Origin of the sequence: Pseudomonas sp. LAMO17WK12:I5 (assembly GCF_900215165.1) — a bacterium.
Lineage (GTDB): Bacteria > Pseudomonadota > Gammaproteobacteria > Pseudomonadales > Pseudomonadaceae > Aquipseudomonas > Aquipseudomonas putida_A.
Genome location: NZ_OBDS01000012.1, coordinates 78,935 through 92,327 on the forward strand (window position 1 = coordinate 78,935; position 13,393 = coordinate 92,327).

At 58.4% G+C, this 13,393-nt stretch carries 14 protein-coding genes; 5 read left to right on the forward strand and 9 right to left on the reverse strand.

Translation table 11 applies throughout. The features are described from left to right. Positions 1–77: 77 nt before the first annotated feature. The 8 genes from CRO59_RS21515 to CRO59_RS21550 form a co-directional block, all read right to left on the reverse strand. Entirely contained in the window at positions 78–755 is a 678-nt protein-coding gene (locus CRO59_RS21515; protein WP_097089788.1) for an energy-coupling factor ABC transporter permease, read from the reverse strand. A gap of 58 nt (positions 756–813) precedes the next feature. Then, positions 814–1,254, reverse strand: coding sequence for a nitrile hydratase accessory protein (locus tag CRO59_RS21520; RefSeq protein WP_097089786.1), 441 nt, complete (start codon positions 1,252–1,254; stop codon positions 814–816). Continuing rightward, entirely contained in the window at positions 1,251–1,904 is a 654-nt protein-coding gene (gene nthB / locus CRO59_RS21525; RefSeq protein WP_097089784.1) for a nitrile hydratase subunit beta, read from the reverse strand. The genes CRO59_RS21520 and nthB overlap by 4 nt, the downstream gene beginning before the upstream one ends. Before the next feature lie 19 nt (positions 1,905–1,923). Beyond that, a complete protein-coding gene (nthA, locus tag CRO59_RS21530; RefSeq protein WP_097089782.1) occupies positions 1,924–2,556 on the reverse strand; it encodes a nitrile hydratase subunit alpha in 633 nt (210 codons plus the stop codon). Between the two features lie 49 nt (positions 2,557–2,605). Then, on the reverse strand, positions 2,606–4,120 hold the full coding sequence (locus CRO59_RS21535) for an amidase (protein WP_096796028.1): 1,515 nt from the start codon (positions 4,118–4,120) through the stop codon (positions 2,606–2,608). Between the two features lie 215 nt (positions 4,121–4,335). Continuing rightward, positions 4,336–4,860, reverse strand: coding sequence for a group 1 truncated hemoglobin (locus tag CRO59_RS21540; protein WP_097089780.1), 525 nt, complete (start codon positions 4,858–4,860; stop codon positions 4,336–4,338). Positions 4,861–4,940: 80 nt separating this feature from the next. Further along, a complete protein-coding gene (locus CRO59_RS21545; RefSeq protein WP_097089778.1) occupies positions 4,941–5,807 on the reverse strand; it encodes a transporter in 867 nt (288 codons plus the stop codon). An 87-nt stretch (positions 5,808–5,894) separates the two neighbouring features. Next, positions 5,895–6,950, reverse strand: a complete 1,056-nt coding sequence (locus tag CRO59_RS21550; RefSeq protein ID WP_097089776.1) for a phenylacetaldoxime dehydratase family protein — start codon at positions 6,948–6,950, stop codon at positions 5,895–5,897. A 562-nt stretch (positions 6,951–7,512) separates the two neighbouring features. Here CRO59_RS21550 and CRO59_RS21555 point away from each other — a divergent pair. Next, positions 7,513–8,448 (forward strand): helix-turn-helix domain-containing protein, encoded by a 936-nt coding sequence (locus tag CRO59_RS21555; RefSeq protein WP_027611804.1) that lies wholly within the window; start codon positions 7,513–7,515, stop codon positions 8,446–8,448. Positions 8,449–8,460: 12 nt separating this feature from the next. Here the strand turns inward: CRO59_RS21555 and CRO59_RS21560 are convergent, their stop codons facing one another. Further along, positions 8,461–9,351, reverse strand: a complete 891-nt coding sequence (locus CRO59_RS21560; protein ID WP_097089774.1) for a LysR substrate-binding domain-containing protein — start codon at positions 9,349–9,351, stop codon at positions 8,461–8,463. A gap of 154 nt (positions 9,352–9,505) precedes the next feature. Here CRO59_RS21560 and CRO59_RS21565 point away from each other — a divergent pair, with 154 nt between their 5' ends. The 4 genes from CRO59_RS21565 (at position 9,506) to CRO59_RS21580 (ending at position 13,327) form a co-directional block, all read left to right on the forward strand. Next, on the forward strand, positions 9,506–9,931 hold the full coding sequence (locus CRO59_RS21565; RefSeq protein ID WP_039762906.1) for a VOC family protein: 426 nt from the start codon (positions 9,506–9,508) through the stop codon (positions 9,929–9,931). A 113-nt stretch (positions 9,932–10,044) separates the two neighbouring features. Next, positions 10,045–11,328 carry a cation:dicarboxylate symporter family transporter gene (locus CRO59_RS21570; RefSeq protein ID WP_097089773.1) on the forward strand — a complete coding sequence of 428 codons (1,284 nt, stop codon included), beginning with the start codon at positions 10,045–10,047 and terminating at the stop codon, positions 11,326–11,328. A gap of 119 nt (positions 11,329–11,447) precedes the next feature. Next, complete coding sequence (locus tag CRO59_RS21575; protein WP_027611807.1) at positions 11,448–12,551, forward strand: alkene reductase; 1,104 nt, start codon at positions 11,448–11,450, stop codon at positions 12,549–12,551. 32 nt (positions 12,552–12,583) lie between these two features. After that, positions 12,584–13,327 carry an SDR family oxidoreductase gene (locus tag CRO59_RS21580; RefSeq protein WP_027611808.1) on the forward strand — a complete coding sequence of 248 codons (744 nt, stop codon included), beginning with the start codon at positions 12,584–12,586 and terminating at the stop codon, positions 13,325–13,327. The last annotated feature ends 66 nt before the right edge of the window (positions 13,328–13,393 follow it).

Consider the following 13,393-nt stretch of genomic DNA (forward strand, 5'->3'; position numbering starts at 1 on the left):
GTTCTTGCGGTTGATACCCCGAGCATTACGCTCTTCGAATGCTCGGGGCAGGCCGATCTGGACTGGAGTGCGTCGACTCAGGCGGCCTGGTACAGACGGCGTTCGAGCAGCGAACTACCCCGCAGACGATGGCTGGCCTTGGCCGCGGCCAGTACGGCCAGGTCCAGCAGCGGTTCGAGGGTGATTACGGTCATGTAGGCACTGCCAAAGGACAGAACTGACAGGGCGTTTTCGGCTGTGAAGCCTTTTCCGTAGAAAGCCCAGAACGCCACCCAGGCGACAATGCCTGCCTGAAAGGCGGTCGACAGCCCCAGCGCTTGTCTGTAGCTCAGTTCCACATACGGCGTGTCGGGCGCAATGATGCGTTTGGCCAGGGCAGCGACTGCGCACAGCGGTACCAGTAGCGTGGTGACGTTCATGCCATATTGCGGCAGGTCGAATGGCGCGAAGAACAGGCCCTGAATCAGCAGCCCCAGGGCGAGACCCGCCGCAGCAGGTGCGGCGCCAAGCAGCAGAAACAGCGTTGACCCCAGGATGAGATGCACCTCGGAAACACCGACCGGATAGTGCGGCAGCAGCTCGAAGAAGCTGAAGACCAGGGCCGTGGCAGTGACAGTCCGAGCCAGCAGCGAAAAGACCCCACGCTCACCGATGGCTTGCGCAGCGAGTTTGACGGTGTAGGCGCCGACACCTGCGGCAGTGACATAGCTCAGCCAGAGTTTTCCGGCTTCCACCAGATCAGGTTCGATATGCATGACGATTGCTCCTTGGCCGCTTCGCGGCCTCGACAGTAAAAAACGGATGACTGCGGTCTCAGTTTGCGGCTCGGCTGATCGCTACCGGCTCGCGCCGTGGCAGGTGTTCGTGCTCGTGTCCGTGGGGCGGTGGGCAACTCGCATTAAGCAGCGTGACCGGTTGTCCATGGGGCGTGTTCACGTAGGCTTGCTGCCATTCCTCGGTGCGCCGGGTGATGTCTTCGAAAGCGGTCAAACCGAGCGCGGTAACCATCCTTTCCATGGCCGCAATCCACTGCCGGTAGTAAGCGTCGTTGATGCTTTCTCCGGGCTGCGCCGGGCTTGCCTTGATCTCATCGCTGAATGTCTGCACCCAGTCCTTCCAGGGAAATAGACCGGTTTGGTGCAGGTGTAGCAGCAGGGAAAAGGCCTGGGCCTGCCAGGGTTGGTCGAACACTGGGCCTTCATTGTCGAGAGATAGCCCGGTGATGGGCGGGATGTGAAGCTTGCTGGCGTTCATACGGCCTCCAGATAGTTGTCCCACAGATCAATGCAGACACTGTCCGGTCGCGCCACGCCCCACAGTTCTGTCGCACTGAAGCGCACGGCATAGACCTGTTGCGGTTGTTCGCCCAGACCGTGGGCCATGGTGTCCGGGGTGGCAAACGCACCGTGCGAAATCTCGATGGTCCCGACCTTGCCGCGCGCGTAGCGTGGCAGTCGGGTGTGGGTGGTTGGATTGAAATTTTTCGTCCGCACTCGGTCACCGACCCGGAAACGGCCGGCGACAGGCTCCTTCGCCCTGGATGAAGCGCCGCCAAGAGTCACCGCCTCGACGATGTCTGGTGTGAGCACCGTTGGCTGCTGCGTCGGCGAGGTCGGTTTGACCGCGCCCTGCAGTTCGCCAGCGCTGATCACGCCTTTTTCCAGCAGCAGGGTCTCGAAGGCGTGCAGCCAGTGTTCGTAGTAACTCGACTGCAAGTATTCCGCCGGTTGCATGCGTTCGATGCAATGGCGGAATTCGTCGACATTGAAGTAGCCGCCGACGAAGAGCGAGGCAAACAGCGGAAAGATCCTGCGTTCCCAGTCGTGATGGAACACCGGTTCGTTGTCTTCGGTGAGCACCGGGCCGAACCCGTGCATACCGCCTAAGTCGTGTACACCGTTCATGGTTTTCTCCTTCGCAGGGTCAGGCTGCGTCGCCCGGTGTCTTGGCCAGGCCGGTACCGATCATGGCGTCACGCGTCACCAGCTCGATCAGGCGTTCCTCGCTCCAGCCGTCTGTGCCCGCCGGACGTTCCGGCAGTACCAGGTAGCGCAACTCGGCACTGCTGTCCCAGACCCGCACTTCCTTGTCATCGGGAACAAGCAAACCGAATTCGGCCAGTACGCCGCGCGGATCGATGACTATCCGTGAGCGATAGGGCGCGGATTTGTACCAGGCGGGGGGCAGGCCCAACGTCGGCCAGGGGTAACAGGAGCACAGCGTGCAGACCGTCACGTTGTGCACGGCCGCGGTGTTCTCCACCACCACCATGTCTTCGCCCTGCACGCCGGAAAAACCCAATTCGGCAATCGCCGCGGTGGCATCTTCCAGCAGCCGTTTTTTGTAATCGGGATCGAACCAGGCCTTGGCGACCACCTGAGCGCCGTTGCGCGGGCCGACCTTGTGCTGGTAAGTGTCCACCAGTGCATCCATGGCGGTCGGGTCGACCAGACCCTTTTCGATCAGCAGGGATTCGAGCGCCTTGACACGCAGGGCGATGGCCTCGGGGGGCTCGGTGTGATCGTGATCGTGATGATGTTCGTGCGTATGGCTCATGTATTGACCCCTCTGAATTTGCTACTCACGTTCAGTGCGATGCGCCGGTTTACAACGTCCGCCAATCGACAGAGGCCTCGAATGCCGCTGCCGCTTGATAGAGGGTGCCTTCGGCATAATGTTTTCCGACAAGCATCAGCCCCACAGGCAGTCCGTCCACCAGGCCGCAAGGGATCGACATGGCGGGGTGCCCGGTAATGTCCTGAGCGGCGGTATTGCCCAGCATCTCCAACGCACGCGTGACGGTTTCGGTGATGGAAGAGCCCGGTTCAGGGAGTGGCTGGGCGGTGATCGGCACGGTCGGCATGACGAGCAGGTCATAGGTATTCAGCGCCCGGTCATAGGCGGCCCGGGCAAAGCGTGCAATGTTCTGGGCCTTGGCGTAGTAGCGACCGTGGTAGCGCTCCAGACCGAACTGACCCACGAACATGCACAGCTTGAGTGACGGTGACAGTGCTTCGGCCTGATCGCGCCAACCGGCCTGTTTGTCCAGCAGGCCCACGTCGTAAAGCCCTTTCCAGTTAAAGCCCGCGCCGTTGCCGTGCATCATTTGCATGGTCAGGCCTTCACAGCCGATAGGGCTCCACAATGCCCCCGCCAGGTTGTGTTCGGGAACCGAGGCCTCCTCGACCCGAGCGCCCAACGCCTCGAGCCGAGCGATAGCGCTGCGGACCTTTTCTGCGATACGCGGGTCCTGATTAGCGAGCTGGAAACCTTCCTGGAGAATTCCGATCCGCAGCCCGCTCACGCCTCGTTCCAGATAATCGCTATAGGCATCGACCTCGGGCGCGCTCTGGCGCGGGTCGAGGCCATCGGCACCGGCCATCACTTCAAGCATCAAAGCGTTATCGCGGACGTTGCTCGTCATCGGGCCGACATGATCGAAAGTTGCCTCGATCGCCATGACGCCGGTATAGGGCACCAGACCGAAGGTGGGTTTCATTCCGTAAATGCCGCACCAGGCTGCCGGAATGCGGATGGAGCCGCCCTGGTCGCCACCGACAGCCAGGTCGACTTCACCCGACGCCACCAGCGCTGCGCTGCCGGAAGACGAGCCGCCGGTGGTGAATCCATGGCGATAAGGATTGTGCACAGGGGCTGGGTCTGAGGTATGGCTACCACCGGAGAGGCAGTAATGTTCACAAGTGGCTTTGCCGAGGATGGTGGCGCCAGCGTCGAGCAGACGTGTCACCACAGTGGCATCAAACGACGGTACGAATCCTTCCAGTGGCGAGGCACCGTTCATCATCGGGACACCGGCCAGAGAGATATTGTCCTTGAGCGCAACCGTCTTGCCGGCAAGCTTGCCCGAACTGGCGCCCATCACCTCGGTTCTGTAGTACCAGGCGTTCAGCGGATTGTCCGTACTTGAAGGGCGGTAACCGGCACTGCGCTCGTAGCACACCGGGGGGATGAAGTCTGGCAACTCATCGACGAGATCGTAGGCATCAAAACTGGATTGCATGAGCGCCAGGTATTCGCTGGCTTGCTCGGGAGTCAACTGTATGTGCAGGCGGCTGGCGAGATCCTGCACTTGTTCGAGCGTCGGGCGGATGATGGCCATGGGGTGTCCTGTGTCCTGTGCCAACCTGCTGGGTTGGCAATGTCTGTTCAAACGTCGTCTCGGAGAAGCCCGGTTACGGTGCGCACGATTGGCGATGTCGCGACCGGGCTGGTATCAAGCTATCTGCGCACATTGAGCGGCGCTTGGTTGAGGAGGACATTCACTTGGTTGAGCGGGACGCCGTATTGCGGTGGCGCCGGTTTTTGCCGAGCGTGTCAGTCTTCGGATTCGGCCGTGGTCGGTTTTCGGGACGACTTCCCGGGTTTCGGCCAGACAACCCCGACGCTCTTCATGCCTTTGGCCGGGTCCATTTCCGGGTGCGCGAGTACCACATCCCGATAGGAGGGGCTGCCGATCACCGCCGGTTTGAACTTGATGAGGAAGTCATTGACCTCCTTGCGCAGGTCCGGGGCCAGGCCGTAGTCGTCGTAGCAGGCCTCCAGACAATCGAGCACCGCTTGCCAGTGCACCTCGGTCAGCCCCATCCCGCGATGCGCGGTGACCATGTCTCGGCCCCTGTATTTGGCGCTGCCACCCCAGTGCTCGGAAAGGAAGTCGACAAAATTGATGTGTTCCTTCTGGAACGTCGATTCCGACATATGGGCCCAGATGTGGCCGATGGCGGGGTGGCCCATGGTTTTTCTCAACACGGCGCCTGCGAACTGATAAATCGCGTCATAGCCGCCAAGACGGGTGTAGAGGGAAGGTTGTTGTTCTGCGGTGGGTTGCTGGTCGGTCATTGTCGGGTTACTCCGTTTAAGATCAGGGGCATCTCATGAGCCGGTTGGCACGCTGGATACGGGCTGCGCGGAGGAGGGGGCTAGAAAACCCTGACGTAGCGCAGGTTCATGCGAAAGTCCTCTTTGGGGCCGTTCTCCACCGCAAGGTCGCGTCCAAGTTGCACCTGGAATTGGTCCCTGGCGGTCAGAAACTTTCTGGCCGTAACGCGGACGTTAGTGGTTTCCATCCTGTCATCCTGGTTGACACCATCGACCTGGTTTTCCCCACCCCAACTGTGGCCGAAGCCGATCGCCAGCGCCGTTGTCTCGTCGGGCATGTAGCGCCCCATCAACTGGGCGCCATAGGAAACGTCCTGCTCGCGACGGGCAGAGCTGGCGCCGTAGTCGTTGTTGTCCCCGTACCAGATGGCGTCACCCACGAGGTCGATGGCCCACTTTTCTGTGAAGTGCTTGACGTAAGCGGCTTGCAGATCGAATTTCCAACGGTTCTCGCCAAGGTTGAGCGCGTCGTCCTTGTCGTAGTTGCCAGTTGGCACGTACAGGTAAGCGGTCGCGCCGAGAGTGTCGTTGGCGTCGTTGAGACGGTACTTGAGTGGCGCAGTAAGAATGAGGTCGCCGATGCCGCTGGCGTCGCCCAGCGCAGACGCATCACCACCGCCTGACACATGGCCGAAGGGCAACAGGAATTGCGGTTCGATGGTCAGCCGCTCGCTCAACTGGTAGACGTGCAGCAGACGCAAAATGCCGACGTCGGATGTCAGGTTGAAATCGGAGCTGGTCTTGTGCCCGTTGGAATAGGCTTTGTCGGTGCTGGCATGCTGGTAGTAGACCACGCCGATGGTCGCGCCCACGGGGAGCGGCTCGTAGTCGCCAGGATCGACCTCGAGCGCGTGGGAGGAAAGACTGGGGAGCAGGGCTGCAAGCGCCAGGTAGCGGAACCGTTTCATGATCGAAGATCCTTTTTTCGGGCAAAAAGAGCCCCGCTATCGCCAGTCAGGCAACGCGCAGGGCTAAAAGTGGAGTCAGCGATGGAGTCAGGCGGGCGACACGTGTGCGTCGCGCATCATCCCGGTCTGCGGGTGGCAGTTGATGTACTCGAACAGTTGCTGGCTACCATCCGCCACCGAGACCTCGTGATACAGCCGCAGCTTCGAAAGACCGCCGATCACGCGGAAGAACGTGGTGAAAATGCGCAGGTGAGTGGGGTGGGATTCTGCCCAGCGCTCCAGCTTGTCGAGCGATCGCCAGTGACCGATGTCATAGGCGATGTCGAGGAGATTGCCATCGAGGTCGATATTGCGTACGAAACGGTTGCTATAGCAGCCCAGCGCCTGTCCCTCGTCACGCAGGAAGTTCATGCCGTCTTGCAGGGGCGGCAGCATCTCGTTGAAATAGAGCGCGCGTTCTTCCTCGCCAGCTTCGACCCAGTCTTGTCCGGAGCGGATCAGCGTCAGGTTGTCGTGGCCACGTACGACGACCCTGCCGCCCTTGGCCGGATCGCCTGAAATGACTTGCAGCTCACTGGTCGGCTGCATCCAGTCGGTCTGGGAGATGGCAAAGCGGTCGCGCGCCGAGCCCCAGTAGCCGTGCTCTTCAATCTCGCCGCTGATGCCGTCCATGACCGCACCGACGCCTGGCAAATCGTCTTTGAAGGCATACAGCGTTTCGAACTGCTCGGCGCGCGGGGCCATGACTTCGCGGAAATATCCCAGCCCCTCGCTCAGGCGCGCATCGTCGCCCCACCAATTCGCCACCGGCGGTGAAAGCAGCCAACGGTGATAGGCGACGGGATCACGCCAGTAGCCCACGGCGATGAAGTTTCCATACCCCTGATTGTCGAGGTGGTAGGTCAGGTCGTAATGCCCGGGGCCATCGGCGAGGGCGAAGCTGGCGTCAATGTAGCGTATGGCCTGCAGGGCGGCGGCGCGTTGTTCTTCGCGAAATTGCACCCCGAGGTAAGCCATCACGACTTGCTTCACGTTTTCGTCAGCCCGTCCCACAAACATGGGGAAGGGTGGCTGGTATTCGTCGTGGACGCGACGCGACAAAGTCCGCGGACATTTCAGATGTTTATCGATTGCAGATTCCATGGGGGCTCCTTTATTCCCGTCTCAAACGGACGGTTCGCTGTTCTACAGGCCAGTGGATGTTGTTGTTTTGCGATCAGGACCACGCCATCGGCGTTGCAGCGCCAAGGTCCCGAGTTGCACCAGGTAACTGGCGAACTCTTCGGGTGCCATGTCCCAGCGCTGTAAAAACCAGGACGAATCGGACAGTCGCTGCTGTTCTCGTCGTTGCATGAGGCACCTCGTCATTGGTGTCGGGAGGGACACGGCATGGAGTGAAAATTATCGAGGGGAGATGGGATGTGCTTGGCTCGAATGGACAACCGTTTGGTTAAAAAGGACAGCCGTAAATGGCCAGCTCATCGATGCGCAGTGATGGTGCGGGGCTTGTGAAACAAGGGACGAAATGCTCAGGAAAGTTGCAGGGGAAGTGCTGGGGAGGCACTGTCTGCCAAGTGTGCGGAGGGCGATCTCGCGGCGCGGCTAAGCGCTGGACGTGAGACTGAGCAGATGGCCTGATAATTGCTGAGCTCGCAAAAAACGTTACCACGCTTTTTTGTTGAACCGCCGCCGCGAGGTCCATGCAATGAGCCAGACATGTCAGTATTCAACGCTTGCCGTCACGGCGCCCCAACGGTTCGATTACTGGAAGGAGGTGGTGTGTCACCATTGCCTGGACGCCGACAGCAAACTGCTGGCGCAGAGCGATTTCGACGGGGCGCTGGAGGTGCATGGCATGGGGGCATTGGACATCTGCACGTTGTCCGCACCCTTGCATTATTGGGAGCGGACCGCCCAGCACCTGCGCAGCGACCCGAATGACGATTTGTGGTTGGGCTTTACCCGCAGCGGTTATGGCGAACTGGAGCAGGCTGACCGGCGGACGAAGCTGGCAGCGGACGATCTGTTCCTTTATGACGCATCCCAGCCCTTCAGATTCAGCTTCGGTGGTACCGATAACCACCTTGTGCGCATTCCGCGGCAATTGCTCAGCCAGCGGCTGCCCGGCATAGCGGAGTGCACCGCCATGGTTCTGGATGATCGTCGTCCAGGGGTAATTCCGTTACGCGAAATGTTGCGCCAGGCCGCAAGCATGGCTTCAGGCTTCCAAAAACCAGGCCTGTCCAGTCGTTATTCCAGCACGTTGCTCGACCTCTTGGTGGTCAGCCTGGAGCTTCAGGATTTAAAGCAGACACATGACGAGCTGGACCTGTATGGCCGAATCATGAATTACATCCACCAGTATTTGACCGAGGCGGATCTTTCACTCGAGCGCATTGCTCAAGCTCACCATGTCTCCACGCGCACAGTGACGCGCGCTTTCGCCCGCCATCAGAAATCGCCGGTCGCGGAAATCTGGAAGGCACGGTTGTTCGCCAGCCGCGACGCGATCGAGCGTGGTCAAGTCCGTAGCATTTCCCAGGCGGCGCTGGATTTCGGCTTCTCGGACTTCTCTCATTTCAGCCACGCTTTTCGCAAGACCTTCGGCATTGCTCCCCATACTCTTCTGCGACGAGAGTGAAATGGACGGGCTTTAACGCTTCTCAAGCGAAAGACATTCAGCTGCCTGATCACTTATAAGCTGAGCCAAAATTCGCACAGGCTCGGTGAAACTCTGTCGAGATCGATGTACCAGCCCGATATCCCGGTGAAAGGTGTGTTGTCCCAAATCGATCGCTCGTACACCTGCGGGCCATTCCTGATGGGGCTCTGTCTGTGGCACCAGCGCTATGCCTACACCTTTTTCTACCAGTTTGATGATGGCCTCCAGTTCATCCAGTTCGCAAACTTCCTGCAAGGTGAAATGCATCTGTCGCAGGAAACGATCAACCTGCCGGCCGCCGAAAGATGATCGGTCATAGCGAATGAATGGCTGGCTGGACAGCAGTTCCGACCAGTCATTTCCCTCCAGCTCGCGTGGCACGATCAGTCGGTAGGGCTCTCGCGCCAGCGTCGTCCAGCGCAGGTCACTTTGAAGAGAGAAGGGCGGTCGAATGATGACAGCCATGTCGATTTCGCCGGCGTCTACGAGGTTCACCATCTCCATTGAAAGCCCTGGAATGACACGTGTACGGCATTGCGGACACTGCTGGTGAAACTTCGCCAGCGCATCGGGCAAATAGGAACGTTGCACGGATGCGATCGCACCGATGTTGATGAGTATGTTGGTAGGTTGGCCCTGCGCAGTGGAACCCAGATTGTCGTATAGCCTGAGTAACTCCTGCGCCTGCAGAAGTATCTGGTGACCCATTTTGTTCAGATGGGCCGAACGTCCTTTCCTGTCGAAAATCTCAAAACCGAGTTCGGTTTCCAGGCGCTGAATCTGCGCGCTGACAGCGGCCTGGGTCAGGCCGATCTTGTTCCCGGCAGCGGCGAATGTGCCTTCCCGCGCCACCGCAATGAGTGTTTTCAGTTCTTTGATCATTCACAAATATTAATTGTGTTTCTGAGAAATATATATTGATTTTTATGTTTGGTTTTCCGTCCTAGGATGTTTTCCATCCCCGGCACCGGCTGAATCCAGAGAGCCGATGACGGTGGAAATGTTCGCTAACCAACAAAAAATATTTGGAGTTCTGATGAGCCTCTCGCCATTTCACCTCGCGATCCCTGTTTATGACCTGGCTGCGGCGCGCACCTTCTACGGTGAGGTCTTTGGTCTTGAAGAAGGGCGCTCCAGCACGCAATGGGTCGATTTCGATTTTTATGGTCACCAACTGGTGATCCACGAACATCCGAAAACAGCCTCACAAGAGAGCGTTCACAGCAACCCGGTCGACGGACACGATGTTCCTGTTCCGCACTTCGGCATCATTTTGGGTTGGGAACAATGGGAGGCGCTGGCCGAACGCTTGAAGTCCTTTGGTACCGAGTTTGTGATCGAACCGTACATTCGGTTCAAAGGCCAGGTAGGCGAGCAGGCCACCATGTTTCTCTTTGACCCGTGCGGCAACGCTCTTGAGTTCAAGGCGTTCAAGGATATGAGCCAGCTCTTCGCTAAATAGGAACACGCATGGCACAACCCGTTTGTGCCATTCGATCTCAAGTGAGCTGGAAGCTCATGACTCTAGCAACTGCGAATAGACGCAGACCTTTCATTCCAACAAGAAGGCTAGACATGAAACGTATTCCCTTGGTGTGGCAAATCGTTGCCGGGCTATTGCTTGGCGTGCTTGCAGGTTGGTACTTCAATACGCATCCGCACTATCAGACATGGGTGAGTGCGGAGATCCTCAAACCGCTCGGTGACATCTTTATCAAGATGATGAAGATGGTGGTTGTTCCGATCGTGTTCTGTTGCATGATTTTGGGGATCGCGGGCGGCGGTGACAGCAAATCGTTCGGCCGTATGGGGGTGAAGTCGCTCGGCTACTTCTTTGCGATTACCGCGCTGGCCATCGTCATAGGCCTGTGTTTTGCCAACCTCTTCGAACCAGGACGAGGAACCGATATTTCAGGCCTTTCGCATGGCGCTGCATCGATCACGCTTGAGCCGTCCAAAGGGGCGCTGGTGATTTTGCAGAACATCGTTCCAGACAACGTGATAGTGGCAATGTCAGAAGCGAAGTTGCTGTCGGTACTGTTCTTCGCTGTGCTGTTGGGGCTGGCGTTGAATGCTTTGCCCAAAGACCAAAGCGCGCCATTTATTGCGGTCGTGCAGAGCCTTTCCGATGCTATGTTCAAGGTGGTTTCCATTGTGATGGCCTACGCGCCGATAGGGGTGTTTGGCATGATCGGCGCGACCGTCGCGACGTTTGGTTTTGCCTCGCTGCTGCCGCTGCTCAAGTTGATTGGGGTGGTGTATCTGGCGCTGATGGTGTTCGCTTTAGTGGTACTGGGTGGCATTTGTTATTTGATTGGCGAAAACATCTTCAAGTTGATCCGCTACTTCCGTAATGAGTTGATTCTGGCGTTTTCCAGTGCCGCCTCAGCCGCCGTTATGCCGCAACTGATGACCAAACTGGAAAGCTACGGTGTACCGCGTCGGATCGTCAGTTTTGTGGTGCCGGTGGGGTATGCGTTCAATCTCGATGGCGCATCGATTTTTCTCGGTGTGGCGACCATTTTTGTGGCGCAACTCTATGGGATAGACCTGTCTCTGTCACAGCAGATTCTGTTGGTCGTGACGATGGTACTGACCTCGAAGGGCGCCGCAGGTGTGCCTGGGTTTGCAATCGTGATCTTGTCAGCCACCTTGGCCTCTGCCGGTCTTCCGTTGGAAGGTGTGGCATTGATCGCCGGCATTTTCAGGATTATCGACAGCGGCACCACCACGCTCAATGTACTGGGCAATGCGATTGCGCCGCTGGTTATCAGCAAGTGGGAGAAAGTCGCGCTAGAGCCCTCACGAACGGGTCATACAGACGACCACCTGTGTGACCAGGTGCAACGCTGCCGGTAACAGTCGTGAACACGATGGCAGCTTTTGAAACAGCACTATCACCAGCAAACGCCTGCTGACAGAGGGGCGTATTTTTTTAACCTTCCACTAGACGACCGGTCTATTCAGTCGAGGATTTTATGACGGCTAACACGTTTGATACCGACCTTTTTTCGCCCATGCAAATGGGCGCACTCCAATTGGCTAACCGAATTGTCATGGCACCTGTGACACGCAGCCGAATGGCCGAAGACGGCGTACCGAATGAAATGCACGCGACTTACTACGCCCAGCGCGCCAGTGCAGGCTTGATCATCGCCGAAGCGACCAATATTTCTCCCCAGGGGCGGGGTTACGCCATGACCCCGGGTATCTGGTCGGAGGCACAGGTAGCTGGCTGGAAAAAAGTCACTGACGCGGTGCACGCGGCGGGCGGCAAAATCGTCAGTCAGTTGTGGCACGTAGGGCGCTTTTCGAGTGTCGAGCTACAACCCAACGGAGAAGCGCCAGTAGCGCCTTCGGCGATCAAGGCCGAAGGCAGCACTTATACCGAGAAAGGCTTTGTCGAGGTGTCGATGCCTCGCGCACTGGAAACCTCGGAGATCCCTGGAATCATCGAGCAGTACAAGCTGGCCGCAGAAAATGCCCGGCGAGCCGGTTTCGATGGTGTGGAAGTGCATTCCGCCAACAGTTATCTGCTTGACCAGTTCCTGCGCGACTCCACCAATCAACGCACTGACCCATATGGCGGCTCCATCGAGAACCGGGCTCGACTGACGCTGGAAGTCACCGCAGCCGTGATTTCGATCTGGGGTAGCGATCGGGTCGGTATTCGCCTCTCGCCAGTTACACCCGATGCCGGAAATACACCTCCCGACAGCAATGTCATGGCGACTTACGGTTACCTGATTCAGCAGCTCAATCAATTCAATCTGGCTTATCTGCATTTTGTCGAAGGCGCCACGGCGACCTCCCGCACGGTCCCGGAAGGCGTGGATCTGGACGCGCTGAGTGCGCAGTTCGAAGGGCCATTCATTGGCAATAACAACTACGACCTGCCGATGGCGCTAGAGCGTCGTGCGCAGGGGCGGATCGATGCGGTGGCGTTTGGTCGTTTGTTCATTGCCAACCCCGACCTCGTGGAGCGTTTGCGTCGCGGGATCGAGCTCACCATCGCGCCACGCGAGAGTTACTACGGCGGCGGTGCCAAGGGTTACATCGACTGGCCAACCGCGAACGCCTGAACGACGGCATTTATCGATAAGAGGTAATGAGCATGAATTATCTGCATAACAAAGTAGCGATCGTTACCGGCGCGTCTTCCGGCATCGGCGCCGCCACCACCCGCGCGCTTGTCGCCCAAGGCGTGCGCGTAGTGGCCGCTGCACTGGATGAACAGGGTCTGGAAAGCTTTGTCGCCGAGTTGCGGGCGGGCGGTAACGAAGTGGTCGCTTTTACCACCGACGTGACTCAGGCGCATCAGACCCAAGCGCTCGCGCAATTTGCGCATGAGACCTACGGCGCCGTAGACATTCTGGTGAACAACGCCGGGCTGATGCTTTTTTCCAACTGGGTCGACCTGGCGGTACAGGACTGGGAAAAGATGATCGACGTGAATATCAAAGGCTACCTCAACACTACGGCGGCGGTGCTGCCTTTCATGCTGGAGCGCAAGTCCGGGCAGATTCTCAATATGGACTCTGTTGCCGGTCATCAGGTCGGACCGGCGGCCGGTGTTTACAGCGCAACAAAATTTTTCGTTCAGGCCATGACCGAGTCCATGCGCAAGGAGCTCGGTGTGCAGCACGGCATCCGCGTCAACACGGTCAGCCCGGGTGTCATCAATACCGGCTGGGCCGACAAGGTCAGTGATCCTGAAGGGCGCAAGGCTGCCCAAGCGCTCAACCGAATTGCCATCGCCCCCGACGACATCGCGGGTGCCGTGATTTACGCGCTCAACCAACCGGAAAACGTCACCGTCAACGACTTGATCATCTCGCCGACGCGCCAGGATTGGTGACTGTTTACCGAGCCTCGTCCGTAAACCTTCCTTGCTTTCTTCAGCCATTTACTAACTCAGGAATAC

Coding starts and splice junctions, on each gene's coding strand:
- CRO59_RS21515 (WP_097089788.1), bottom strand. CDS start 755: ATGCATATCGAACCTGATCTGGTGGAAGCCGGAAAACTCTGGCTGAGC.
- CRO59_RS21520 (WP_097089786.1), bottom strand. CDS start 1,254: ATGAACGCCAGCAAGCTTCACATCCCGCCCATCACCGGGCTATCTCTC.
- nthB (WP_097089784.1), bottom strand. CDS start 1,904: ATGAACGGTGTACACGACTTAGGCGGTATGCACGGGTTCGGCCCGGTG.
- nthA (WP_097089782.1), bottom strand. CDS start 2,556: ATGAGCCATACGCACGAACATCATCACGATCACGATCACACCGAGCCC.
- CRO59_RS21535 (WP_096796028.1), bottom strand. CDS start 4,120: ATGGCCATCATCCGCCCGACGCTCGAACAAGTGCAGGATCTCGCCAGC.
- CRO59_RS21540 (WP_097089780.1), bottom strand. CDS start 4,860: ATGACCGACCAGCAACCCACCGCAGAACAACAACCTTCCCTCTACACC.
- CRO59_RS21545 (WP_097089778.1), bottom strand. CDS start 5,807: ATGAAACGGTTCCGCTACCTGGCGCTTGCAGCCCTGCTCCCCAGTCTT.
- CRO59_RS21550 (WP_097089776.1), bottom strand. CDS start 6,950: ATGGAATCTGCAATCGATAAACATCTGAAATGTCCGCGGACTTTGTCG.
- CRO59_RS21555 (WP_027611804.1), top strand. CDS start 7,513: ATGAGCCAGACATGTCAGTATTCAACGCTTGCCGTCACGGCGCCCCAA.
- CRO59_RS21560 (WP_097089774.1), bottom strand. CDS start 9,351: ATGATCAAAGAACTGAAAACACTCATTGCGGTGGCGCGGGAAGGCACA.
- CRO59_RS21565 (WP_039762906.1), top strand. CDS start 9,506: ATGAGCCTCTCGCCATTTCACCTCGCGATCCCTGTTTATGACCTGGCT.
- CRO59_RS21570 (WP_097089773.1), top strand. CDS start 10,045: ATGAAACGTATTCCCTTGGTGTGGCAAATCGTTGCCGGGCTATTGCTT.
- CRO59_RS21575 (WP_027611807.1), top strand. CDS start 11,448: ATGACGGCTAACACGTTTGATACCGACCTTTTTTCGCCCATGCAAATG.
- CRO59_RS21580 (WP_027611808.1), top strand. CDS start 12,584: ATGAATTATCTGCATAACAAAGTAGCGATCGTTACCGGCGCGTCTTCC.